Raw genomic sequence first — 23907 nt, 5'->3', positions numbered from 1 at the left:
ATGGCAACAAATAATTTATTATATCAGTTTAAAACAGCAAGCATTATAATTAAAGTAATTGCAATCAATGTGATTATTTTTTTATTAATTCATTTGGGTGCTTTTTTCTTTACGGTTTATCCAGGAATTTTAACAAAATGGTTTGTTTTACCAGAAAATATAGGGGGTCTCTTATCGCAACCTTGGTCCTTATTTACGTATAGCTTTTTACATTTTGATTTTTTTCATTTATTGTTTAATATGCTTTGGTTACACTGGTTTGGTAAATATATTCTCAATCTTTTTTCTGAAAAACGTTTTCTCACTATTTATTTATTAGGAGGACTTTTTGGAGGCCTTTTATTTGTGTTGTCCTATAATGTACTTCCTGTATTCAAGAACGATTCAGGCTTTTTATTAGGCGCTTCTGGCGCTGTAATGGCTGTCATAGTATTTATAGCTACCTATACTCCAAATACAGCACTTCGTTTTTTTACATTGACAATAAAACTCTGGCAAATAGCGCTATTTCTATTTTTATTCGATTTAGTAAGGCTACCAACTTCAGGGAATGAAGGAGGATTACTTGCACATGTAGGAGGTGCTATTTTTGGATATGTGTACGCCATACAATTAGCAAAAGGGAATGATATTGGAAAATGGTTCGAGAATATGTTAGATTGGTTTGCAAATCAATTGAAGCCAAGAAGTAAAAGACCTTTTAAAAAAGTTCATAAAACTCCACATGCTAAAAAAGCCAATGCTAAAACTAAGGTTAGTAACTCAAAAATGGAGCATCAAAAAAAGATTGATGCTATTTTAGATAAAATTGGTAAAAGTGGATATGATAGTTTAACAAAAGCTGAAAAGGATTTTCTCTTTAAAGCTGGGAAAGAAGATTGATTAGGCTAATATAAAGTCAAAGTATTCGTTTAGGGAATAGTAAAAATAGATTATTTGGGGATTTTAAAAAAAATTATATATGGAGTAAATATTATAGTAGCAATACTATTGATAATTTCTTTCATTCTGCCCTATGTTCCACCAAAAACTTGGCCAACCCTATCTGTGCTAAGTCTAGCTGTTTCTCCTTTGCTATTAATTAATTTTATATTTTTTCTGTATTGGGGAATTGGATTAAAAAAGAAAGCTTTGCTTTCAGGATTCATATTGTTTGTTGCCTATTTTCATTTTAATCCTTTTTTTGAATTTTCTTCGGAAGGAGATGCTTCAAAATTTGATAAAAAAATTACATTACTAAGTTATAATGTTCGTCTTTTCAATGCGTATGAAAAAAATTCAACAGAAGATGTGCCTAAAATTATTTCAGAATTAATAAAAGAAGAAGAACCTGATATTATTTCTATTCAAGAATACTATAAAGATCATAAAGTAGATTTTTCTGCATATCCTTATCAATATACTTATTTTAAAAGGCGTATTGCTAGCCTGGGACATGCTATATTTTCAAAGTATCCTTTAATAAATAAAGGGGCTTTCGATTTCTTAGCATCTAATAATAATGGAATTTATGCAGATGTAATTGTTAATAATGATACACTACGCATCTATAATTTGCATTTACAATCCATGAGTATTACACCTTCAGTTAGTTCATTGCAAGAAGGAAATAAAGATAGGTTACGAAAAAGAATAGCAAGTACCTTTGTTAAACAACAAGAACAAGTAACTCAAGTATTGGCGCATAAAGCAAGCTCTAAATATCCAGTGCTTTTAAGTGGTGATTTAAATAATACCCCTTTTTCATATACATATAAAGAGCTGCAGAAAGATATGAAGGATACCTTTATTGAAAGAGGGAATGGTTTAGGAACTACTTATTCATTTGATTCGTACCCTATGAGAATTGATTATATTTTTACTTCAAACTCTTTTGAAGTTTTAAAATTTAAGACCATTAAAAACTCTTTTTCAGATCATTATCCAATTTTTACAATGGTGGGTTGGGAGTAATCTTTAAGTCTTTTAAGTAGGTAATTGTATTAGGTCCTTCATTAAATAAAAGGTCTAAAATGGATAGATTTTCTAAAAACCCATGTCTTTCTTCAAGTACCTGGTGGTAAGGAGGAAAAGTATATTGCAACTTAGCTTTCGCATTAATTAAAAACCGATAATCTGTTTCTTTTGGGTCCTTCATATATTCTTTTGAAAAGGAAAAAGGAATTTCGATATCAATTAATTCACATAATAGATGATGAATTTTCATGTTATGTTCAAATAGGGAACCTACTTTATCTGTAAATAAAGAACTAAATTCATCTTCATAGTATTCATAAAAAGGAGAAGAGCGATATGCGGTCTGAATAGACTTTAAATGATGGTATTGCCAGGGAAAACTATTTTCAACTTTGACGTCTTTAGTCTTAATTTTTACTCCGTTTTTTGAATGAAGTATCGGTATATTTAATAATAATGCTCCGTTACTATGTGCAATAAACGCTCTGTTTCTATAGGTTTGTTTCTGATAATTATCATCATCTTCAAATACAACATGACTTGACTGTACCATGGCTGCCATTTGAGCAATGGAAGGAAAATAGGAGGGATGTATTAAAATCCTATTCATATCAATTTAAAATTATGCGTTCTTTCTCTTCTTTCTGAAAAAAGTAAATACATACCATGCTGCTAATAAGCCTAAGAAATAATAAAAATAGGAGACAGGCTTACCATTACCTCCAACGGTAGTGAAAAATCGTTCCCAACGAGGAGACCAATTAAATAAACTTTGATTCGTATTATTAAAACTCATCCAAACAAAAACAGGTTTACCTACAACGTGATTTGACGGAGTATAACCCCAAGATCGAGCATCTTCTGAATTATTTCTATTATCACCCATCATCCAATAATAATCCTGTAAAAAGGTGTATTCTGTTATAGGAGCTCCATTTAAAAGAACTTCAGTACCAGATGTGGTAATTTTTTGATCGAGTCCCATTTCGCTTCCTTCGTACACTTCAATAACTCGTTTGTAAAAAGAAATACTTTCAGTATTGATAACTACAGTTGCATCTTTTTGAGGAATATAAAGAGGTCCATAGAAATTTACATCCCATTGAAATTGTGGATCATGTGGAAACATTCCCTTATCCCAATTTTCTTTTTTTCTTTTTAAGGAAACGATCTCATTTACATCGGGATAGTTTTTAAATTTTTCATAGGCTTCAACAGTCATATGAGCTTGATATAAAGTGCCTTCTCTATTTACAGGGTAGATGTCTGTAACATCAAAACGTTCCGCTATATATTTTAAATTTAAAGGTCTCTTTACAGATATGGCATAAGCAAATTGAAGTTTCGCTCTTTCTGGTAATTCATTTTGCTTTCCATTAATGTAAACATAACCATCTCTTACTTCTAGTGAATCTCCAGGAAGTCCTACACAACGTTTTACATAATTCGATTTTTTGTCGATGGGTTTATAATAATGTTTTCCATCGCTATATTGTTGAAAGGCATTTACGGTGTCTATAGGCCAATTAAAAACTACGATATCGTTATGTTTAATATTTTGAAAGCCTGGTAATCTAAAGTATGGTAACTGTGGTGTTGTGGAATACGATTTTTTTCTAATAACAGGAATTGTATCATGCACCATAGGAAAAGATACTGCTGTTAATGGAGTTCTTGCTCCGTAATGAAATTTACTTACAAAAAGAAAATCACCCACTAATAATGTTTTTTCTAAAGAAGAGGTTGGTATCGTAAATGGTTGCATAAAATAAGTATGAACAATAGTTGCAGCAACTACCGCAAATAATATTGAACTCACCCATTCTCCTGTTGAGGTTCTGGGTTTTAAACTTCTATCATCGATGTATTTTACCTCTTGAGTATAATTAATATAATAGATGTATAAACCAAATGTAAGTACCCCTAACCAGGTATCTGTAGTACTATTTTTACCAAAACTACGCAAGGTTTCAACCCAAACTACTGGAAACATAATAAGGTTGACAATAGGGACAAATAGTAAGATAACCCACCACCAAGGTCGGTTAATAATCTTCATTAATACAACTGCATTGTAAATTGGTATAGCAGCTTCCCATGCTTTTCTACCTGCAAGTGTGTAGAGTTTCCAAGTACCTAGAAAGTGAAGGGCTTGGACGATTAATACAAATAGTAATAAGGTCGTAAAAGTCATATTCGTTTATTTTATTTCAAGTACATCTTTCATAGAATATACTCCTTTTTTATCTTGTAGCCATTCTGCAGCTAACAATGCACCTAAAGCAAAACCGTCTCTGCTGTGTGCTTCATGCTTAATTGTAATTGAATCTATTTCAGATTGATAAGAAACAATATGTGTTCCTTTTACATCATTAATTCTTTTAGCTGAAATACTCAAACTTTCTTCTGAATTACTATCTAACTTCCAATGTGACTTTTTTGAATTTTTTAAAATTCCTTCAGCTAATGAAATAGCAGTACCACTGGGAGCATCTTTTTTTTCAGTATGATGTATTTCTTCGATAGATGCATCATATTCTTTCCAAGGTTTCAGTAATTTCGAAACATATTCATTGATGCTAAAAAATAAATTTACTCCAACACTGAAGTTGGACGCATAGATGAAACTTCCGTTACGATTTTCACATAACTTTATCATTTCATTATAATGATCTAACCATCCTGTGGTTCCTGAAACTATCGGTGTATCTTGTTCTAGACACCTTTTAATATTTTGAATAGCTGCGTTTGGAGTAGAAAACTCAATCGCAACATCAGCTTCTGATACATCGAATGTAATGTCCTTACTTGAAGTTTTTAAAACTACTTGATGCCCTTTGTTTAGGGCTAGTTTTTCAATGGTTTTACCCATCTTCCCATATCCCAAAAGAGCTATTTTCATTTGAGATTTAGCTTAAGAGACAAGCCGTAATTTGCTTGCGAATTAATTGGGTCAATTTCAAAATTGGGTCTTAATGTAAGGTCGTCATTCACATTATATTGTCGTAAATGCGCATCTACGTTGGCATCTATTATATTAACTAAATAAAAAACAAGAGATATTACGATACTTAAATCTTTGTTTCTTTGGGCTGTTTTTTGGGCATCTACCAATCGATCTGTAGATATAAGTGGTGAAGTTCCATCACCGTAAAACTCATCGTCTGTAAGTCCAGCTAATCTACTTTTATAAGCATTTCTGAAACGATCATAATCTTTATCATTTTGAATATGAAGGTAAATACCACCCGCAATACCTGCATAGATGATTGGAATCTTCCAATACTTTTCATTATACGCTTGTCCTAAACCAGGAAGTACAGCAGAATAAAATGCTGCTTTTGCAGGAGTCAAAGGATCATAAGGTTCTTTGATTATAGAAATATCTTTAACGACCATAATTTCTTCTTTCTTTACTGAAAGTGTATCGGTCTCTTGTGCCGTAGAAATTAGAACAGCACTTAATAACAACATGATTAAAAATCTATATTTCACTTTTTAATAAATTCAAGATGCGTAAAAAATCTTTTTTGTTTTTAAATGGAATCATCATTTGCCCTTTTCCAGTTTCACTAACTTTTACTGAAACGTTACTTTCTAACAATTCAGTTAACTGTTTTTTTGCAGTTTTAATATAGGTAGGTTGTTCCCCTTTTTTTTCTGTTGGTTTTTTTGCTGAAGGCGACTTAAGATTTCTAACCAAAGCTTCAGTTGCACGAACTGAAAGATTTTCAGAAATTATTTTTTCATAAATATCTAATTGGTCTCCAAGATCATCAATATTAATCAGCGCTCTACCATGGCCCATACTAATAAAGTTATCACGCATACCCGTTTGAATAATTGGATCTAACCGAAGTAAACGAAGATAATTTGCTATGGTAGAACGGTTTTTACCAACACGATCACTTAATTCGTCTTGGGTTACCTGAATTTCTTCAATTAAACGTTGATAAGACAATGCAATTTCTATAGGATCTAAATCTTGTCGTTGAATATTTTCGACCAATGCCATTTCTAATGACTCCTGATCATTTGCAATTCGAATAAATGCAGGAATACGTTCTAGGCCGATTAATTTTGAAGCTCTAAACCTTCTTTCACCACTTACTAATTGATAGCGGTCAAAGTCTAATTTTCTAACTGTGATAGGTTGTATTACACCTAATTCTTTTATTGAGGAAGCAAGTTCTCTTAAAGATTCTTCATTAAAACTTGTTCTTGGCTGAAAGGGATTAACTTCTATGGAACCAAGCTCTAAATCAACAATACTCCCAACAACCTTATCTGCATTTTTATCTGTTGCAGTAGTAATGTCATTAGATGGATCTTTTAAAAGAGCAGAAAGCCCACGTCCTAAAGCTTGTTTTTTAGTTGCCTTCGCCATGAAAATATCACGTGTTTTTTTTAATTATCTCTTGCGCCAAACTTAAGTAATTATTAGCACCTTTACTACTTGCATCATAACTAATAATGCTTTCACCATAACTTGGAGCTTCCCCTAAACTTACATTTCGTTGAATGATAGTTTTAAACACCATTTTATCAAAATGTTTTTTAACTTCTTCAACTACCTGATTTGAAAGCCTAAGTCTAGAATCGTACATTGTTAATAGTAAACCCTCAATATCTAAATCTGGGTTATGAACTTTTTGAACACTTTTAATCGTATTTAATAATTTTCCTAATCCTTCAAGAGCAAAATATTCACATTGAATAGGAATTAAAACTGCGTGTGCAGCGGTAAGTGCATTTAAGGTCAATAATCCTAAAGAAGGAGCACAGTCAATAAGAATATAGTCATAGTCATCAATAATATCTTTGATGGCTTCCTTTAACATATATTCTCTGTTTTTTTTATCTACAAGTTCAATTTCAATAGCAACTAAATCTATATGGGCAGGTATAATATCTACATTTGGTGAATTAGTTGAAATAATAGCCTCTTTTGCAGAAGTTGAATGTTCTAATAAGCGATAGGTCCCTTTTTCAACTTTTTCTACATCAATACCGAGTCCTGATGAAGCATTTGCCTGAGGATCAGCATCAATTAATAAAACTTTTTTTTCTAACACACCCAATGAAGCCGCAAGATTAATCGTGGTTGTAGTTTTGCCTACACCGCCTTTTTGGTTTGCTATTGCAATAATTTTTCCCATAGATTTGAAGCAGAATTAGGATATAAAAATACAACTTATTCTGTGGATAGAAAATGAATTTTGTTAACAGGTAGTGAACAAGTTTTTTTTAAGTTTAACGCTGAATGATTTATAAAAATTTAGTTGTTCTTTTTAGCGCGTATCATCATTTTTTTTTTAAAGTAACGCCAAATGCAACAAAATAGTTGCTAAGCAATATATCTATTTTGTTACATTTGCCACCACGGCATACAAATGCGGGTCTAATAGATCACATAAATGAGTTTTGTCTATTTATTCTTTTTAGCGCGTATCATCATTTCAAGCATATCCCACATTTCTTCAGGAACATCTTCTAATAAGTTCATTTGCCCTGCACCTTTTAACCATTCTCCGCCATCAATAGTAATAACTTCACCATTTACATAGGCAGAAAAATCTGAAACTAAGTAAGCAGCTAAATTTGCTAATTCTTGATGTTCTCCAACTCGTTTTAAAGGTACTTTTTTTGCTAAATCGAATTTTTCTTTTAAATCTCCAGGTAATAATCGATCCCAAGCTCCTTTAGTAGGGAAGGGTCCTGGAGCAATTGCATTAAAGCGCATCCCATATTTTGCCCATTCTACAGCCAATGAACGCGTCATAGCCAGAACACCAGCTTTCGCTGTTGCACTTGGTACCACATAGGCAGATCCAGTCCAAGCATAGGTTGTAACAATATTTAAAACAACTTTATCGACTTCCTTTTTAGCAATCCAATGTTTTCCAAAAGCTAGCGTACAATTTTTAGTTCCCTTTAATACAATATCGATAATGGTATCGAAAGCATTAGCAGAAAGCCGTTCTGTTGGAGATATAAAATTTCCAGCTGCATTATTAAGTAAAATATCAACGGTTCCAAATGCTTCGATAGATGCTTTCAACATTGCTTCAACTTCGTCGTAATTTCGAACATCACATTGAACGGGAAGTACTTTTCCTCCTGTTTGTGCTTCTAATTCTGTTTTTACAGCTTGAAGTTTTTCTATATTTCTAGACGTAATCACTACATTGGCTCCTAATTCGAGAAAATAAGCTGTCATTGCTTTTCCTAATCCACTTCCTCCACCTGTAACAACTATTGTTTTTCCTTGTAGCGCATCATCACGCAACATTTTTTGTTTGTAATCCATCGAATTCTAATTTTTGGTAAAAATAGTAAATCTTAATGAAATTATTATGCTTGCATAGTATATTATTGTTTAAACAGGAAAATAAATAAAATAATTAGTGAAATTTATTTTTAGTATAAACGATGCACTTTTTTAAATCTTCATATTCAGTTAAATAAGGATGATTAAAAGAATCGATATAATTCATTCCAATGTTCTTCATAATTGCTTCTGAAGCCTTATTATTTACGGTTGCAAAAGAGTAGATTTCATTCAGTTTTAATTCTGAAAAAGCATACTCTAAACAAGATTTAGCAGCTTCTGAAGCAAAACCTTTTCCCCAAACACTTTTCATTAAACGCCATCCAATATCAACAGAGGGAGTGTAATTACTTTTAAAGTTTTGATGTAACAAACCTACAAACCCAATGAATGTATCGGTCGCTAATTCATCAACCGCAAAGTAACAGAAGCCATGCTTTTTATAATGAAGTTGCATTCGGTCTATGAAACCTTTAGACTCCTCTTCATTTAATACTTTTGGAAAGTACTTCATGACCTCCTCATCCTGGCTCATTTTTACAAAAGGGGCAACATCACTTGGAAGCCAATTTCTTAATCCGAGGCGTGGTGTTTTAATAATGTACTCTTTCATTTAAGAAGCAGAATCGATCAAAATAGTAAGTAAATCGATAGCTGCATCACTAATTCGGGTACCTGGACCATATACAGCTAATGCTCCAGCATCAAATAAAAATTGGTAGTCTTGTGCAGGAATTACACCTCCAACAATCACCATAATATCTTCACGCCCATATTTCTTTAATTCTTCAATTACTTGAGGAACTAATGTTTTATGTCCAGCAGCTAAAGAAGAAACTCCTAAAATATGAACATCATTTTCTATGGCTTGTTTTGTTGCTTCTGCGGGCGTTTGGAATAAGGGACCAATATCTACATCAAAACCAACATCAGCATAGCCTGTTGCTACTACTTTTGCTCCACGGTCATGGCCATCTTGGCCCATTTTTGCAATCATAATACGAGGGCGTCTACCTTCAATTTCTGAAAACTTATTGGCTAATTCTCTCGCTTTTTTAAACGATGGATCGTCACTTATTTCTTTACTATACACTCCGCTAAATGATTTAATTTGTGCTTTATGTCTTCCGAATATTTCTTCTAAAGCATCGGATATTTCACCTAAAGTAGCTCTTTCTCTTGCAGCTTCAATAGCTAAATCTAGTAAATTTCCTTCACCTGTTTTAGCACATTCAGTTAATTTTGATAAAATAGCTACAACTTTTTCTGAATTTCTATCCGATTTTAATTGCTCTAAACGTTCAATTTGTGATAGACGAACTTTTTGATTATCCACATCTAAAATTTGAAGTGGATCTTCTTTTTCTAATCGATATTTGTTAACACCAACAATAATATCTTGTCCTCCATCTATTCTTGCTTGTTTTCGTGCAGCAGCTTCTTCAATTCTCAATTTAGGAATTCCAGCTTCAATCGCTTTTGTCATTCCTCCAAGTTCTTCAACTTCCAAAATTAACTCCCAAGCTTTAGTAGCAATGTCCTCAGTTAATTTTTCAACAAAATGACTACCAGCCCAAGGATCAACCGTTTTTGTTATACCGGTTTCTTCTTGTAAATAAATTTGAGTATTTCTTGCAATACGTGCAGAAAAATCTGTAGGTAAAGCAATTGCCTCATCCAGCGCATTGGTATGTAAAGATTGGGTTCCTCCAAATGCAGCTGCGGAAGCTTCAATACATGTTCTAGCAACATTATTAAATGGATCTTGTTCGGTTAAACTCCAGCCACTTGTCTGGCAATGGGTACGCAAGGCTAATGATTTTTTATTTTTAGGATTAAATTGTTTTACCAATTTCGACCATAGCATTCTTGCAGCTCTTAGTTTAGCAATTTCATTAAAATGATCCATCCCTATGCCCCAGAAGAATGATAATCTTGGCGCGAATGAATCTATATCCATACCTGCGGCAATCCCTGTTCTAATGTATTCTAATCCGTCTGCAAGGGTGTAGGCTAATTCTATTTCACAGGTAGCACCAGCTTCTTGCATATGATACCCTGAAATAGATATAGAATTATACTTAGGCATCTTATTAGATGCAAATTTAAAAATATCACTGATAATTTTCATAGAAGGAGTAGGAGGGTAGATATAGGTATTTCTAACCATAAACTCCTTTAAAATATCATTCTGTATCGTTCCAGAAAGTAATTCTGTGGCTACACCTTGTTCTTCAGCAGCAACAATATAAAATGCCATAATTGGTAATACTGCACCATTCATGGTCATAGAAACACTCATTTTATCAAGAGGAATTTGATCGAATAGTATTTTCATATCTTCCACACTATCAATTGCAACACCTGCTTTTCCCACATCGCCTACCACGCGTGGATGATCGCTGTCATAACCTCTATGCGTAGCTAAATCAAAAGCAACTGAAAGTCCTTTTTGACCTGCAGCTAAGTTACGTCTGTAAAAAGCATTACTGTCTTCCGCAGTTGAAAAACCAGCATATTGCCTAATAGTCCAAGGTCTTCTAACATACATCGTTGAATATGGACCTCTTAAATAGGGTGCAATTCCTGCTACAAAATCTTGATGTTCAAAAGTAGAATCTGGTGCATTCTTTTCAAGATTTTTACTATCGATATGTTGTAGATTCTTTCGTTCCATAAAAATATTATTTAGTAATATTTAAATCAGCTAAATATTGATAATAGGTTTCTAATGCAATAAATAAAGCGAAATATCTATCAGTAAAAGCATCGTCAATAGCAATTCTATAGGTATCAGCCATAAGTTTTGGGTTAAGATAGTTAACCTCTAATTGTGAATGTAAAGAGTTTTTTAACTTTTCATTTTTCATATTATTTATGATACATGATATCGTTTCATTTTTATAATTTAAATTACTGTACGGAGAAATTGTGTTTGTTAAAAATCCTTTTTCTTTTAATCTTTTTAAAATTTGAAGACTATGAGATGAAACAATTTCTTTGTAATCTGCAGAGCCCATGGCACCATTGTGTATAAAATAATAGTAGCCAGTTTCAATATTAAAGGATTCAATATCTACTACCGTTTTTTCGTAATAGGTAGCAATATCAAATTCGAAGCTATGTAGTGCTTCATTTAATAATTTATCGTCCTCAGTGTTACAACTTATTAGTTGTTCTTTATCTTGATACTTATAGTTGATTTTTTTAGAACAGCTTAAAAATAAGGTAATTAAAGGTATGATGGCAATATAGGTTAGTGCGTTATTTTTCATTTTCTAAACGTGCTTTTTCTAATTTTTCTGAAATTCTTTTTTCAATTATAGGCTCAAGTAATGTTTTCCTTGGTTTCATTTTTACAAATGGATACATCTCCAAATCATTTTTCATTAGATCTTTCGGATTTGGATGTTTGTTGGTGCCAAGTAATACTAATGCTCCATCATCGAAAAGTTGTTGTTCTTTTTCAGCTGATTCTTTAATTTTTCTTTGAATAATTCCTTCTTTTAAAAGTTTTAAAAAACCACCATTTGATTCAATTTCTTTAAATAACGTAAGTGATTTTTCTGTCAATTGATTTGTTAAAGATTCAATGTAGTAACTCCCTTCAGTAGGATTATCTTCAGAATTAAAATAGCTTTCAGATTTTAAAATGAGCAATTGATTTCTTCCAATTCTTTCTCCAAATTCATTGCTCTTATGATATATTGCATCGTAAGCTAAACTACAAACGGTATTAGCTCCACCTAAAATAGCGCTCATGTATTCAGTTGTTGTTCTTAGCAAATTAACATTGTAATCGTATATAGTTTTATTTCTTTTTGAAGGAATAACAACGATATGACAATCTTCATTAATGTTGTACTCCTTTGCTAGAAGGGTATATAAATTTCGTAAAGCTCTAATTTTTGCAATTTCAAAGAAATAATTTGTACCCACAGCTATTTTAAAAGTTAGGGTTGGTTGTACCTCTTTTTTGCTGAAATGATTTAAATATTCATTTGCATGAGCTAAAGAATAGGCAAGTTGTTGAACCATATTTGCTCCCGCATTCTGATACAATGTTGCGTCTACGCTGAATATGTTTTCGTTCAAAAACTCTTTTGAAATATTCCCTAAAATTGTATGGTCTTCCTTTAAATTTGAGAACCAATTTCCTTCTCTTGCAAGATTACCAATGATATCAATATTGTAAAATACAGTCGCTTTTTTTTCTAAAAGAAACGTAATTAAAAGCTTGTAAAATTTTTCAGATAGAAGCTTTATATTGAAGTAAATCGTACTATCTGAAAAAGGGAAATCATTAAAAGTGGAAGTAATATCAAACTCTTTTTCTGAGGTAAAATAAATTGCCTCGGCACCTCTATTAATTGCGTCTAAAGCTAATCTATTTGCAATTTTTTCATCGTCAATGAATATTTCTTGGCTTGCTTTCCAGTTGTTCTTCGGAAAGGAATTCTTATAAAAACCAGCAGTATAATCTTCAGAATTATAAAAAGGTTTTACATCAATACCTTCTAAGTTTTTCCAAATAAGGGTCTCATTATAATCGGCACCTTTTAGATCAAATTGTATTTGTTGTTTCCATGCTTTAGCAGAAACAGGATCAAAATCTTTAAATAAAAATTTACTCATTTTCTCCTTTATTTTTTAAACTATCTTGGTGTTCTATTATATAAATATCTTCATTCTCTTTTTTCATAAAATACTTCTCACGTGCAAATTTTTCTTGCTCATTGCTATCTTTCATTTTCTCAATGAATGATTTATCATGATCTATTTCATTTTTATAAAAATCTTTATTTTCTTCTAAGGTATTTACTTCGTCGTTTAATTCATTATGAATAAAAAAAGAGTTTGTATCAAAAAATACCATCCAAATAACAAATAGGATTAATATAAGTAAGTATTTATTACTTACCATTTTTACCCATTTTTTATTTTTAAGTTCAGAAAATTTCACAAAATTTATATTAGTTTTTGATGAATAATAGTTCTCATTAAATCGATAGCAACAGTATTATATTTATTATTTGGTATAATGAGGTCTGCATATTCTTTCGTTGGTTCTATAAACTGTAAATGCATTGGCTTTAGTGTGTTTTGATAGCGGTTTAAAATTTCTTCTAAATCCCTTCCACGTTCTGCCATATCTCTTTTAAGCCTTCTGATTAAACGTTCGTCACTGTCGGCATGTACATAAATCTTAATATCAAATAATGTTCTAATGTTAGGATTTGTAAGTATTAAAATCCCTTCAACAATCACTACTTTTTTAGGATGTGTAGTTTCAGTTTTTTTTATTCGGTTATGTTCAACAAAGGAATAGATCGGTTGTTCTATAGTATTTCCTTTTTTTAATTCTTCTAAATGAGATACTAATAAATCAAAGTCTATTGCCTGAGGATGATCGAAATTAATTTTTGTTCTTTCTTCTAAAGTAAGATGTGAAGTGTCTTTATAATAAGAATCTTGAGAAATAATACAAACCTCATTTTTTGGAAGGTCATCTATAATCTGTTGAACGACTGTGGTTTTACCACACCCTGTTCCTCCGGCAATCCCAATGATAAGCATATAAAAAAAGGTTTTGACAAAGGTAATGAGATTTAGAGTTTTATGCCATTTTTATATCGTAATAAAAACAGAATTTGTTTGAAAGGCTTCTTAAAATATATATTTTTGTTTCACTAAATTCGGGATGTAGCTTAGTCCGGTTAAAGTGCTGGTCTGGGGGACCAGAGATCGGAGGTTCGAATCCTCTCATCCCGACAAATCAGTATCTAATTGATAAATTTAATTAATTATGCTATTTTAAATGGGTAGTAATTTTTCTACTCAATGGCTTAGTTATTGAATAGTAATAATCGATAAACTCACCTTTTGGTCCAACTAAATATTTTTGGAAATTCCATTTTACAGTTGTACTCGATGTTCCGTTTTTAGATTTATTAGTTAACCATTGGTATAAAGGATGTTGATTGTTTCCTTTGACGTCAACCTTTTCAGTCATAACAAATGTCACACCATAATTGACTTTACAAAAAGTTTGTATTTCTTCTGAATTTCCAGGCTCTTGACTTCCAAACTGATTACAAGGAACACCAATTACCATAAGTTTTTCCTTATAAGTGTCGTATAGTGTTTGCAAATCTTCATATTGGCCAGTAAAACCACATTCAGATGCAACATTTACAAATAAAATATACTTGTCTTTGTACGTTGATAAATCAAGTAGATCACCATTTATTTTTTTTATTTGAATATCATAAATCATTTCAGAAAGGTTTGGTTGCGATATAGATTTGCTAAAGAAAGATAGCATAATACATGCTAATATTAGTTGTTTGATAAGTTTAAATTTTAAAGGTAACAATTCCACAATCAATTTTAAAGATTTGACCAGAAATAGATAAGGCATTATCTGATATTAAAAAAGAGGCCATTTTTGCTACTTCACTAGGGTCTAGTATTTTTTTCAAAGGATGTCTTTCGGTTATACTTTCAACCATTTTTTCATTTCTTAGTAGTTTTGAAGCTAGATCAGTCTTGGTGATGGTTGGTGCTATTGCATTGACTCTTATTGTAGGAGCTAATTCTGCTCCTAAAGATTTAACCAATCCTTCAATACCAGATTTAGCAGTGGCAATACTAGCATGAAATGGCATCCCTAGTTTTGCCGCAACAGTACTAAATAGAACAATTGATGGATTATTACCCATTTTTAGAACTGGTAAATAGTTTTTTATCGTTTTCACTGCACCTAACACATTTATTTCAAAATCTTGCCTGAAATCATCAAGACTAAGCCTTGAAATTGGTTTTAAATTGATGCTTCCCGGGCAATACACTAAGCTATCAATTTTATTTAATTCAGGTAGTTCATCATTTAAAATATCACATTGAAAATGTGTTAAGTTCTCATGATTTTGAATCGGTTTTGTTCTACTGATATTGATGACTTTATTGTTTTTTAATAAATCATCTAACAATGCATTTCCTATTCCTTTGCTTCCGCCAATAATTACGATTGTTTTCAACATTAATTTATATAATTTTGTAATTCAGTTATTTTTTGAGGAGTATTAAATACACCACCATAATATGAAGTTACCGTAGCTGAAGAATCATCCTTAATTCCTCGTGAAGATACGCATAAATGTTTGGCGTCTATAATAACGGCAATATCTTTTGTGCCTAAAACTTCGGTTAATTCATTTGCTATTTGATTTGTTAAACGTTCCTGAACTTGAGGGCGTTTTGCATAATACTGTACAATTCTATTAAGCTTTGATAATCCAATTACTTTTCCTGAAGAAATATAAGCTAAATGGGCTTTTCCCATGATAGGAACAAAATGATGTTCGCAATTAGAATAGAATGTGATATTCTTCTCGACCAACATTTGATTGTATTGGTATTTATTATCAAAGAGTGCAATTTTAGGTTTGTTTTTAGGATTTAATCCAGAAAATATTTCGTCAATATACATTTTGGCTACTCGACCTGGAGTCCCTTTTAAAGAGTCATCATTAAGGTCTAAACCCATAACGTTCATGATTTCTTTAAAAAGGGTAGCTATTTTCTTTTTCTTTTCTTCATCTGAAAGATTAAAAGCATTTGCTTTCATAGGTGTTTCAAGACCCGTAGATAGATGATCGTCGCCTATATCTTCAGCAGTAAAGCCATTTAATTGATGATCGTTTTTTTTCTGGTAATCCAATATTTTTGTTTTCATGGTTTTATTTTATTGGTATAATTTGAAATTATTTATTTTAACTTCTTTGGCTTTTAAGTCGAACATTAAGTTAAATAAGCCAAAAAAGGTTCTGTTTATGTAAATAAAATGCTTGGATCCCCTACTGCCATTCATTTTTCGAAGCTCAGTATCTTTGCTAAATTTTTCACCTAATGTTGCGATCTTTTCAAAAAATATAGGATCTGAAAAATCGAATGTTTCTGAATGAAATGGTTGTGTAAATAAACTCAACATTTCATGAAATATTTTTGCAAAAAATTTAATTTCTTCAGGAGAATCTTCTTCACGTAAAATTTCAAGTTCGTACAGTTTTTCTTTAAAAATAGTTATATCGTTAATACTTTCTTTTTTTGCTAATTCAAAATAAGGAACATAAAACTCATCAGGAACTTCTTTCATACAACCAAAATCGATTGCAATTAAAGTTCCTTTTTTTGATATTAAAAAATTTCCAGGATGTGGATCAGCATGCACTTTCCTAAGATGATGTATTTGATACATATAGAAATCCCAGAGTGCTTGTCCTATTTGGTTTGATAATTCTTGATTTTTGTTATAGGCTGTAAATTCTGAAAGATGTTCGCCTTCCATCCAATCCATAGTAATAATTCGCTCCGAAGACAACTCTTCATAATATTTTGGAAACTCTAAATTTGTGATATGTTTGCAGGCATTCACAACGAATTTACTTTGTTCAACTTCTAGGATATAGTTTGTTTCTTCAATTAATTTATTTTCTACTTCTTTAAAATATTTGTCGGAATCTTTACCTTTTAAATTAAACATTTTCTTCGCTATTGGTTTCACTAATGATAAATCTGAAGAGATACTATCAGCAACACCTGGATACTGGATTTTCACAGCAAGTTTAATTCCATTTTTATGCGCTTTGTGAACTTGGCCAATACTCGCAGCATTCATAGAAGTTGGGTCAAAAGCATCAAATATTTCATTTGGATGTTTCCCAAAATACTTTTTAAATGATTTTATTACCAAAGGAGGCGATAGTGGAGGAACAGAAAATTGAGATAATGAAAATTTTTCTACATAGGCTTGTGGTAAAATACTCTTATCCATACTTAACATTTGTGCAACTTTTAATGCACTTCCTTTTAAGTTTTTAAGACCGTCGTATATATCATCTGCGTTATTTTGATTTAAGCGCTCCTTTGCATCTGTTTCAGAAGTTACTATTTTATCTCCATAGTATTTTAAATAATTCACGCCGACCTTCGCTCCGGTTTGAAAAAGTTTAGAAGCTCTTTGAATTTTTGATGTAGGTATTTTATCGATTGTTTTCATTTATTTCATGAATGTTTTGTCTTTGTATAAAAATTTACCAAAATCAATCACACTCTTTAATGCCTTATTATGTATAAGATCAAAGCTGGTGTTCACTGATTTTTCAATAAATACGTCTGTTTTTTCAAAAGATGTAGAAGAATCCTCTAACCAATATTTCATGGTGAGCAATAATTGTAACCAAGCAGATTCTTTTATAGTTGTATTTTGAACTTTATCTATTGTTTCTTGTTTTGTTTCAAGTAGCGTTAGATTTAAATTTTCAACATACGTTGTAAAATCATGTTTTAAAGGCTGCAATGACTTTAATTTTTTGAGGTTGTTTTTATTATCGTCAATTGCATAAACAACATAACTTCTATTGGCAGTTAATAATTCGAAAAAGGAGTAATAGAAACTTAATATTTTATTTCTTGAATCATACGATTGATAATCATCGCTTTTTTCTAGCATTGTTATCGTATTATCAAAAAATGTTTTAAAAATGACTTTTTCAAGCGCGTCAAAATTTCCAAAATATTTATAAAAAACTTCTTCTTCAAAAGTATATTTTTTCGCAAAACTAAAAACAGATGTTGGTTTAGCATTATTCTCTAAAATATATTCCATATAAAATGAAATAATTTCTGAATTTGTAATTGTTTTATTTTTAACCATTCTTATTCTTTTTTGTAAAAATACAAAATGTTTAACAAAAAAAGAAATAAGTTAAACAAAATATATAAAATAAAAAATTAATTAAAAGGATTGAGTGTCTGTAAGATAAATTTTAAATAGGGATGATTTATAAAACCATATATTAACTATTTTTTTTTAAATATATAAGTAAATGGAATTACTCTTTCAATTCCAAAGGCATTAAGATTTATTTTGTTAACCATCATCATAATTGGAGCTATTATTATTATTCTCCACGTGCTTATAAGCATATCATAAATCTAATATATTTAGTTTTTTTTCACTACTTCTTGCAATCGCAATTATGATGGGATCAGTTTTAAACATTACAGTTCCTATAATGTTAGGCTTAAGTTTCTACTTGAAATCTAGAATTGAAGAAGCAAGACTTGTTAAAGAATATTCAAATTATATAGAATATAAAAACAGATGGGTAGATTCTTTCCAAAGTTTAAAAAGAAGTCAAAGTAAATCTTCTAAAAAAAAGTGTAAGGTTTTAGCTAAACTTACTACTTTTACATTCTGAAAAAAAAAGATTAAAACTATGTCTGAAACTATAGAAAAAGTAAAATGTCTTATTATTGGATCTGGACCTGCTGGATATACAGCAGCTATATATGCTGCAAGAGCAAATATGAAACCAGTGTTATATCAAGGTACGCAACCGGGAGGTCAATTAACAACGACCAACGAAGTTGAAAATTATCCAGGATATCCTGAAGGAATTACAGGGCCTGCAATGATGATTGAGTTGCAACAACAAGCCGAAAGATTCGATACAGATGTTAGAGATGGTTGGATTACGAGAGTAGACTTTTCTGGACCTATCCATAAAGTATGGGTAAATGAAACGAAAGAAATTCATTGTGAAACAGTAGTTATTTCTACTGGAGCATCTGCAAAATATTTAGGTTTAGAATCTGAACAAAAATACTTAAAACTTGGAGGTGGTGTTTCTGCCTGTGCTGTATGTGATGGATTTTTCTATAGAGGACATGAAGTAGTGATCGTAGGTGCTGGAGATTCTTCTTGTGAAGAAGCTCACTACCTTTCAAAATTGTGTAAAAAAGTAACTATGTTAGTACGTCGTGACGAATTTAGAGCTTCTAAAATCATGGCGGCAAGAGTTAAAAATACAGAGAATATTGAAATACTATTTAACACAGAAACTGAAGAAGTTTTAGGAGATGGTCAAGTGGTAACAGGTGTTAGAGTGAAAAATAATGTTTCTGGCGATATGACTGATATTCCTGCTACTGGATTTTTTGTAGCGATTGGACATTTACCAAATACAGGTATTTTTAAAGACTTTCTTACTTTAGATGAAACGGGCTATATTATTAATGTACCAGGATCTTCTAAAACAAATATTGATGGAGTATTTGTTTCTGGTGATGCTGCAGATCATGTGTATCGTCAAGCAGTAACTGCTGCTGGAACAGGGTGTATGGCTGCATTAGATGCTGAACGTTATTTAGCTGCTCAAGAATAAAATAACTCTCTTAATTATAAACAAAAGCTCCCAACTTGGGAGCTTTTTTTATTTGTACTCAGACATAAATTCTGAAATATTTTCTTCAAGAGATGCATTCTTTTTTATCGCATTAATAAAAGCACTTCCTATCACTACACCATCAGTAAATTGGGATGCAAATTCAACATCTTTTTTAGTTTTAATATTGAACCCTGTCACAATAGGATTTTTTAATTGATACGATTGTATTCGTTTTAAATAAGGCTCAGCACTTTCAATGCCATTTTTATTTCCTGTTGTACTGGAAGAAGATACTGCATAGATAAACCCATTACTAAGTTGGTCAATTTTTTTTATTCTCTCTTCCGAAGTTTGTGGGCTAATTAAAAATATAAAAGGAATTTCATGTTTTTCAAACAAAACTTTATATTCTCTATCATAAACTTCTAAAGGTAAATCGGGTAAGATCGCACCTGCTATTCCTACACTTTTACATGAAATTAAAAATCGCTCCACGCCAAATTGTAAGATTGAATTCCAATACCCCATCATAACTAATGGAACAGTATTAAAATCCTTTATTTCATTTAATTGATCAAATAAAATGGAAAGATTCATACCGTTTTTTAAGGCAATTGAACCACTTTCTTGTATCGTTGGACCATCTGCTAAGGGATCACTAAAAGGAATACCAACTTCAATAAAATCGGCTCCATTTGCTGTTAAGCTTTTTATGATTTTAGAAGTACTATCTAAATTTGGAAACCCAGCCGAAAAATAAATAGATACAATACTATTCTCTTTGTTATTAAAAACCTTTTTTAACTTATTCATGATTCTATTTTTTAATGTATTGTATATATGTATTTAAATCTTTATCACCTCTACCGCTTAAATTAATGATTACTTTTTCATGTGGTTTTGCATTCATTTTTTTTAGATAGGCAAGGGCGTGAGCACTTTCTAAAGCGGGTATAATACCTTCCAATTTGCTTAATTCTATCCCAGCTTCTAAAGCTTCTTTATCAGTGCTACTGTCATAAATAACGCGTTTAATATCATTGTAATGTGAATGTGCTGGTCCTATTCCTGGATAATCTAATCCAGCTGAAATACTATGAGGCTCAATAATTTGTCCGTATTCATCTTGTATTAAATACGAATAACTCGCATGTAAAACACCGGGTTGCCCTAATGCGATTGTTGCTGCAGTTTTATTGGTTGTAACGCCTTCTCCAGCAGCTTCAACACCAATTAAGCTTACATTCTTGTTTTCTAAATAATGATAAAACGCACCCATAGCATTACTTCCTCCACCTACACAAGCAACTATATAATCAGGGTCTCCAACGATTTGTTTTTTTATTTCTTCACTGATCACAGATTGAAAAATGGCTACCATGTCTGGATAGGGATGAGGTCCTACCACAGAACCAATAATATAATGAGTATCTTCTGGATGATTTATCCAATCTCTAATGGCCTCATTCGTAGCGTCTTTTAGCGTTTTACTTCCACTATGAACAGGAATAACTTTTGCACCTAACATTTTCATTCGCTCCACATTAGGAGCTTGTCGTTTTATGTCTTTAGCGCCCATATAAACAATGCATTCTAAGCCTTTTAGCGCACAAACTGTAGCTGTTGCAACGCCATGTTGTCCTGCGCCTGTTTCAGCTATGATGCGTTTTTTACCCAGTTTTTCAGCTAATAATATTTGTCCAAGGGTATTGTTTATTTTATGTGCTCCTGTATGATTTAAATCTTCTCTTTTTAAATATATTTGAAAGCCATATTTTTCACTTAATCTTTTGGCAAAAAATAGAGGAGTAGGTCTTCCAACATAATCTCTTAAAAGGTTTTTAAATTCATCTTGGAATGCAGTAGATTGAATTATTTTTAAATAATTCAATCTTAATTCTTCAACGTTGGGATGTAATAACTCTGGGATATAGGCACCACCATACACACCATAATATCCTTCTTGGTTTACATTATAATTCATTTTTAACTCTTTTTATAAATTCTGAAACTTTTGGGATATTTTTTAGTGCTGGACTTATTTCAAAACAGCTATTTATATCAATTGCTTCAATAGTTAATGTTTTTATTTTTTTTATTTCTGAAATATCTTTTTCATTGATTCCTCCACTTAAAAAGAATGGGGTTTTGTAACTATAATTTGAAAGCAAACTCCAATTGAATTTCCTGCCTGAACCTCCATAACTTTTGCTTTTTGTATCAAATAGGAAATAATCAACGGTACCTTCATATTCATTTAAAAGGGAAAAATTAAATTGATCATCTATTTGAAAAGCCTTAATGATTTTAAGTTTCCCTTCTTTCAAATTTTCACAAAATACAGGGCTTTCATCACCATGTAATTGGATCAGGTCTAATTTATATTTCTTTGAAATGGTTTCTATTTCTGAACGAGTTTCATTTACAAAAACCCCTACTTTTTTAATTGATTTAGGAAGTTTTTTTAATTGACTAGTCATTACTATTTCATTGACAAATCGAGAAGATTTTTTATAAAAAATAAATCCCATATAATCAGGATTTAGCATAGCTACCTGATTGATGTTTTCACTGTATTTCATACCACAAACTTTCACTTTCATAGCGCTTCCTTTTTTTTAATCTCATTAATAAATTCTTGACATGCTAGTTGAGGTTCTGGATGTTTCATAAAAGCTTCTCCTAACAAAAAACCTTGAAAGCCATATTGTTTTAAATCTAAAACCGTTTCAACATGACTAATTCCACTTTCACTTATTTTTACTATTTCTTTAGGTAAAATTTTTGATACATTTTTTGATATTTCCGTAGAGACTTCGAAGGTTTCAAGATTTCGATTGTTTACACCAATCATGGAAATGTGTTTGTTGAAATGAGTGTAATATTCTTTCTCATTATGAACCTCTAATAATGTCTCAAGTCCGAAAGATTGTGCAAATTCAGCTAAAGCAAAACATTTTTCTTTGCTAAGCCCTGCAGCAATTAATAATACTGTATCAGCTCCCATTGATTTTGCTTCAATGATTTGGTATTCATCGATCATAAAATCTTTTCTTAAAATAGGGATGTTAACTTTATTTCGAACTGCAATTAAATCTTGAGTAGTACCCCCAAAAAAATGAGTATCTGTCAAAACTGAAATGCCACTTACACCAGCATTTTCATATCCTTGTCCAATTTTTTCAACAGAAATTTCAGCATTAATAATATCCTTACTTGGAGATTTTCGTTTTATTTCAGCAATGATTCCAGAGGTATCTTGATTAAGAATATTCTGAGACATGGAAACAATAGGTCGATCCATAAAAACTGAACCCTCTAAAGTAGAAATAGGTTTGTTTTTTTTTAAGAGAGTCACTTCTTTATGCTTATGATCAATAATTTTTTCTAATATGTTCATATCGCAAATAGCTTTTGTAATGATTGATATGCTTCTTTAGATTCAAGAGATTCTTTTGCTAATTCGTATGATTCATCAAAAGATTTTTGAGTTGATGTTTGAATAGCAATTGCCGCATTAGCAAGAACAACTTTATTTTGAGCTTCAGTCCCATTTTTTTTTAAAATTTTAATAAAGATTTGCGAAGATTCTTTTACAGAATCACCTCCAAACAACTGACTTTGATTTAACTCATTACTCTTAAAAAAAGAAGGTGTTTTTAATGAATCTTCATTGTTTGAAACAACCCGTGTATCATTGGTAAGTGAAATTTCATCATAACCATCTAGGGAATAAAGAATCGAATAATTAATATTAGATTGTTGATATAAATATTTATAAAGTCTTAATAATTCCAAGGAGAAAACTCCAACCATTTGATTTTTTGGCTGCGAAGGATTTACCATTGGACCCAACATATTAAAAAATGTTTTTACGCCTAATTCTCTTCTAATTGGCGCTACAATTTTCATGGCAGGGTGGAAGAGAGGCGCATGAAGAAAGCAAATATTCGCTTGTTCTATTTGTTGTTTTATTTTTCCAATGTCATTTGTGAAATTAAACCCCAATTGTTCCATCACATTCGATGAACCACTTGTTGAACTTACCCCATAATTACCATGCTTTGCAACTTTCACGCCTGCGCCAGCAGTTATAAATGAAGCCAGCGTAGATATGTTGAAGGTGTTTTTTCCATCGCCTCCAGTTCCACATAGATCGATAGGGTTAAATTCTTTCAAATCAACAGGGATGCATAAATCGAGTAATGCATTTCTAAAACCAGATAACTCATCAATGGTGATTTTTCGCATTAAAAAGACAGTTAAAAAACTTGCTATTTCACTTGAGTTTAAATCACCTTGACTAATATTTGTCAATATTTTTTTCGCTTCCGATTTCTCTAAAGTTCTATGATTGTGTAAATCTTTGAGTATGTTTTTCATGAT

At 31.4% G+C, this 23907-nt stretch carries 27 protein-coding genes and 1 tRNA gene; 5 read left to right on the top strand and 23 right to left on the bottom strand.

The window, feature by feature from the left end:
- Complete coding sequence (locus ABXT64_RS01705) at positions 1-882, top strand: rhomboid family intramembrane serine protease (RefSeq protein WP_443633667.1); 882 nt, start codon at positions 1-3, stop codon at positions 880-882.
- A gap of 54 nt (positions 883-936) precedes the next feature.
- The gene (locus tag ABXT64_RS01700) at positions 937-1953 is read left to right on the top strand and encodes an endonuclease/exonuclease/phosphatase family protein (RefSeq protein WP_443633666.1); all 1017 of its coding nucleotides are present in this window, start codon (positions 937-939) and stop codon (positions 1951-1953) included.
- On the opposite strand, the gene ABXT64_RS01695 is transcribed toward ABXT64_RS01700, so the two are convergent.
- From ABXT64_RS01695 to udk, 13 genes are all read right to left on the bottom strand, one after another.
- Positions 1931-2566, bottom strand: coding sequence for a WbqC family protein (locus tag ABXT64_RS01695; protein WP_443633665.1), 636 nt, complete (start codon positions 2564-2566; stop codon positions 1931-1933). The genes ABXT64_RS01700 and ABXT64_RS01695 overlap by 23 nt on opposite strands.
- Before the next feature lie 12 nt (positions 2567-2578).
- On the bottom strand, positions 2579-4150 hold the full coding sequence (gene lepB / locus ABXT64_RS01690) for a signal peptidase I (RefSeq protein WP_443633664.1): 1572 nt from the start codon (positions 4148-4150) through the stop codon (positions 2579-2581).
- 6 nt (positions 4151-4156) lie between these two features.
- Complete coding sequence (dapB, locus tag ABXT64_RS01685) at positions 4157-4858, bottom strand: 4-hydroxy-tetrahydrodipicolinate reductase (protein ID WP_443633663.1); 702 nt, start codon at positions 4856-4858, stop codon at positions 4157-4159.
- A complete protein-coding gene (locus tag ABXT64_RS01680; protein WP_443633662.1) occupies positions 4855-5451 on the bottom strand; it encodes a DUF5683 domain-containing protein in 597 nt (198 codons plus the stop codon). Before ABXT64_RS01680 ends, dapB begins: the two co-directional genes overlap by 4 nt.
- A complete protein-coding gene (locus tag ABXT64_RS01675; protein WP_443633661.1) occupies positions 5441-6343 on the bottom strand; it encodes a ParB/RepB/Spo0J family partition protein in 903 nt (300 codons plus the stop codon). The genes ABXT64_RS01680 and ABXT64_RS01675 overlap by 11 nt, the downstream gene beginning before the upstream one ends.
- Before the next feature lie 7 nt (positions 6344-6350).
- Complete coding sequence (locus ABXT64_RS01670; RefSeq protein WP_443633660.1) at positions 6351-7115, bottom strand: ParA family protein; 765 nt, start codon at positions 7113-7115, stop codon at positions 6351-6353.
- 269 nt (positions 7116-7384) lie between these two features.
- The gene (locus ABXT64_RS01665) at positions 7385-8266 is read right to left on the bottom strand and encodes an SDR family oxidoreductase (protein ID WP_443633659.1); all 882 of its coding nucleotides are present in this window, start codon (positions 8264-8266) and stop codon (positions 7385-7387) included.
- A gap of 94 nt (positions 8267-8360) precedes the next feature.
- Positions 8361-8900 carry a GNAT family N-acetyltransferase gene (locus ABXT64_RS01660; protein ID WP_443633658.1) on the bottom strand — a complete coding sequence of 180 codons (540 nt, stop codon included), beginning with the start codon at positions 8898-8900 and terminating at the stop codon, positions 8361-8363.
- A complete protein-coding gene (gene scpA / locus ABXT64_RS01655) occupies positions 8901-10964 on the bottom strand; it encodes a methylmalonyl-CoA mutase (protein WP_443633657.1) in 2064 nt (687 codons plus the stop codon).
- A gap of 7 nt (positions 10965-10971) precedes the next feature.
- Positions 10972-11562, bottom strand: coding sequence for a hypothetical protein (locus tag ABXT64_RS01650; RefSeq protein WP_443633656.1), 591 nt, complete (start codon positions 11560-11562; stop codon positions 10972-10974).
- Positions 11552-12922, bottom strand: a complete 1371-nt coding sequence (locus ABXT64_RS01645; RefSeq protein ID WP_443633655.1) for a methylmalonyl-CoA mutase subunit beta — start codon at positions 12920-12922, stop codon at positions 11552-11554. The genes ABXT64_RS01650 and ABXT64_RS01645 overlap by 11 nt, the downstream gene beginning before the upstream one ends.
- Entirely contained in the window at positions 12915-13250 is a 336-nt protein-coding gene (locus ABXT64_RS01640; RefSeq protein ID WP_443633654.1) for an FtsB family cell division protein, read from the bottom strand. Before ABXT64_RS01640 ends, ABXT64_RS01645 begins: the two co-directional genes overlap by 8 nt.
- A 5-nt stretch (positions 13251-13255) precedes the next feature.
- The gene (udk, locus tag ABXT64_RS01635; RefSeq protein ID WP_443633653.1) at positions 13256-13864 is read right to left on the bottom strand and encodes a uridine kinase; all 609 of its coding nucleotides are present in this window, start codon (positions 13862-13864) and stop codon (positions 13256-13258) included.
- 120 nt (positions 13865-13984) lie between these two features.
- Between udk and ABXT64_RS01630 the strand changes: the two genes are divergently transcribed.
- Positions 13985-14059: transfer RNA gene (locus ABXT64_RS01630), tRNA-Pro, on the top strand.
- A 37-nt stretch (positions 14060-14096) separates the two neighbouring features.
- On the opposite strand, the gene ABXT64_RS01625 is transcribed toward ABXT64_RS01630, so the two are convergent.
- From ABXT64_RS01625 to ABXT64_RS01605, 5 genes are read right to left on the bottom strand one after another with little or no spacing between them, the layout of a single operon-like run.
- Positions 14097-14612, bottom strand: a complete 516-nt coding sequence (locus ABXT64_RS01625) for a glutathione peroxidase (RefSeq protein ID WP_443633652.1) — start codon at positions 14610-14612, stop codon at positions 14097-14099.
- 31 nt (positions 14613-14643) lie between these two features.
- Positions 14644-15327, bottom strand: coding sequence for an SDR family NAD(P)-dependent oxidoreductase (locus ABXT64_RS01620; RefSeq protein WP_443634898.1), 684 nt, complete (start codon positions 15325-15327; stop codon positions 14644-14646).
- Between the two features lie 2 nt (positions 15328-15329).
- Positions 15330-16025 (bottom strand): GTP cyclohydrolase I FolE, encoded by a 696-nt coding sequence (gene folE / locus ABXT64_RS01615; protein ID WP_443633651.1) that lies wholly within the window; start codon positions 16023-16025, stop codon positions 15330-15332.
- 9 nt (positions 16026-16034) lie between these two features.
- The gene (locus ABXT64_RS01610; RefSeq protein ID WP_443633650.1) at positions 16035-17348 is read right to left on the bottom strand and encodes an ABC1 kinase family protein; all 1314 of its coding nucleotides are present in this window, start codon (positions 17346-17348) and stop codon (positions 16035-16037) included.
- A complete protein-coding gene (locus ABXT64_RS01605; protein ID WP_443633649.1) occupies positions 17349-18005 on the bottom strand; it encodes a TetR family transcriptional regulator C-terminal domain-containing protein in 657 nt (218 codons plus the stop codon).
- A 325-nt stretch (positions 18006-18330) separates the two neighbouring features.
- Here ABXT64_RS01605 and ABXT64_RS01600 point away from each other — a divergent pair, with 325 nt between their 5' ends.
- Complete coding sequence (locus ABXT64_RS01600) at positions 18331-18552, top strand: hypothetical protein (protein WP_443633648.1); 222 nt, start codon at positions 18331-18333, stop codon at positions 18550-18552.
- Between the two features lie 18 nt (positions 18553-18570).
- On the top strand, positions 18571-19518 hold the full coding sequence (trxB, locus tag ABXT64_RS01595; protein WP_443633647.1) for a thioredoxin-disulfide reductase: 948 nt from the start codon (positions 18571-18573) through the stop codon (positions 19516-19518).
- Between the two features lie 48 nt (positions 19519-19566).
- Here trxB and trpA read toward each other — a convergent pair whose 3' ends face one another.
- From trpA to trpD, 5 genes are read right to left on the bottom strand one after another with little or no spacing between them, the layout of a single operon-like run.
- Complete coding sequence (trpA, locus tag ABXT64_RS01590) at positions 19567-20334, bottom strand: tryptophan synthase subunit alpha (protein ID WP_443633646.1); 768 nt, start codon at positions 20332-20334, stop codon at positions 19567-19569.
- A gap of 4 nt (positions 20335-20338) precedes the next feature.
- On the bottom strand, positions 20339-21505 hold the full coding sequence (trpB, locus tag ABXT64_RS01585; RefSeq protein WP_443633645.1) for a tryptophan synthase subunit beta: 1167 nt from the start codon (positions 21503-21505) through the stop codon (positions 20339-20341).
- Positions 21495-22124 (bottom strand): phosphoribosylanthranilate isomerase, encoded by a 630-nt coding sequence (locus ABXT64_RS01580; RefSeq protein WP_443633644.1) that lies wholly within the window; start codon positions 22122-22124, stop codon positions 21495-21497. The genes trpB and ABXT64_RS01580 overlap by 11 nt, the downstream gene beginning before the upstream one ends.
- Positions 22121-22921 (bottom strand): indole-3-glycerol phosphate synthase TrpC, encoded by an 801-nt coding sequence (gene trpC, locus ABXT64_RS01575; RefSeq protein WP_443633643.1) that lies wholly within the window; start codon positions 22919-22921, stop codon positions 22121-22123. Before trpC ends, ABXT64_RS01580 begins: the two co-directional genes overlap by 4 nt.
- On the bottom strand, positions 22918-23904 hold the full coding sequence (gene trpD / locus ABXT64_RS01570; RefSeq protein WP_443633642.1) for an anthranilate phosphoribosyltransferase: 987 nt from the start codon (positions 23902-23904) through the stop codon (positions 22918-22920). Before trpD ends, trpC begins: the two co-directional genes overlap by 4 nt.
- Between the last annotated feature and the right edge of the window lie 3 nt (positions 23905-23907).

It is taken from the genome of Candidatus Marifrigoribacter sp. Uisw_064, assembly GCF_047730175.1.
Classification (GTDB): Bacteria; Bacteroidota; Bacteroidia; order Flavobacteriales; family Flavobacteriaceae; genus Marifrigoribacter.
This window is presented reverse-complemented; position numbering and strand designations above follow the sequence as displayed.

Bases quoted from the DNA above. Each gene is read 5' to 3' on its own strand.
- trpB (WP_443633645.1), bottom strand. From the start codon at position 21,505: ATGAATTATAATGTAAACCAAGAAGGATATTATGGTGTGTATGGTGGT.
- trpD (WP_443633642.1), bottom strand. From the start codon at position 23,904: ATGAAAAACATACTCAAAGATTTACACAATCATAGAACTTTAGAGAAA.
- ABXT64_RS01695 (WP_443633665.1), bottom strand. From the start codon at position 2,566: ATGAATAGGATTTTAATACATCCCTCCTATTTTCCTTCCATTGCTCAA.
- ABXT64_RS01580 (WP_443633644.1), bottom strand. From the start codon at position 22,124: ATGAAAGTGAAAGTTTGTGGTATGAAATACAGTGAAAACATCAATCAG.
- trpA (WP_443633646.1), bottom strand. From the start codon at position 20,334: ATGAATAAGTTAAAAAAGGTTTTTAATAACAAAGAGAATAGTATTGTA.
- scpA (WP_443633657.1), bottom strand. From the start codon at position 10,964: ATGGAACGAAAGAATCTACAACATATCGATAGTAAAAATCTTGAAAAG.
- ABXT64_RS01645 (WP_443633655.1), bottom strand. From the start codon at position 12,922: ATGAGTAAATTTTTATTTAAAGATTTTGATCCTGTTTCTGCTAAAGCA.
- trpC (WP_443633643.1), bottom strand. From the start codon at position 22,921: ATGAACATATTAGAAAAAATTATTGATCATAAGCATAAAGAAGTGACT.
- dapB (WP_443633663.1), bottom strand. From the start codon at position 4,858: ATGAAAATAGCTCTTTTGGGATATGGGAAGATGGGTAAAACCATTGAA.
- ABXT64_RS01605 (WP_443633649.1), bottom strand. From the start codon at position 18,005: ATGGTTAAAAATAAAACAATTACAAATTCAGAAATTATTTCATTTTAT.
- folE (WP_443633651.1), bottom strand. From the start codon at position 16,025: ATGAAAACAAAAATATTGGATTACCAGAAAAAAAACGATCATCAATTA.
- ABXT64_RS01660 (WP_443633658.1), bottom strand. From the start codon at position 8,900: ATGAAAGAGTACATTATTAAAACACCACGCCTCGGATTAAGAAATTGG.
- ABXT64_RS01600 (WP_443633648.1), top strand. From the start codon at position 18,331: ATGATGGGATCAGTTTTAAACATTACAGTTCCTATAATGTTAGGCTTA.
- ABXT64_RS01625 (WP_443633652.1), bottom strand. From the start codon at position 14,612: ATGCTATCTTTCTTTAGCAAATCTATATCGCAACCAAACCTTTCTGAA.
- udk (WP_443633653.1), bottom strand. From the start codon at position 13,864: ATGCTTATCATTGGGATTGCCGGAGGAACAGGGTGTGGTAAAACCACA.
- ABXT64_RS01665 (WP_443633659.1), bottom strand. From the start codon at position 8,266: ATGGATTACAAACAAAAAATGTTGCGTGATGATGCGCTACAAGGAAAA.
- ABXT64_RS01670 (WP_443633660.1), bottom strand. From the start codon at position 7,115: ATGGGAAAAATTATTGCAATAGCAAACCAAAAAGGCGGTGTAGGCAAA.
- ABXT64_RS01650 (WP_443633656.1), bottom strand. From the start codon at position 11,562: ATGAAAAATAACGCACTAACCTATATTGCCATCATACCTTTAATTACC.
- trxB (WP_443633647.1), top strand. From the start codon at position 18,571: ATGTCTGAAACTATAGAAAAAGTAAAATGTCTTATTATTGGATCTGGA.
- ABXT64_RS01610 (WP_443633650.1), bottom strand. From the start codon at position 17,348: ATGAAAACAATCGATAAAATACCTACATCAAAAATTCAAAGAGCTTCT.
- ABXT64_RS01675 (WP_443633661.1), bottom strand. From the start codon at position 6,343: ATGGCGAAGGCAACTAAAAAACAAGCTTTAGGACGTGGGCTTTCTGCT.
- ABXT64_RS01705 (WP_443633667.1), top strand. From the start codon at position 1: ATGGCAACAAATAATTTATTATATCAGTTTAAAACAGCAAGCATTATA.
- lepB (WP_443633664.1), bottom strand. From the start codon at position 4,150: ATGACTTTTACGACCTTATTACTATTTGTATTAATCGTCCAAGCCCTT.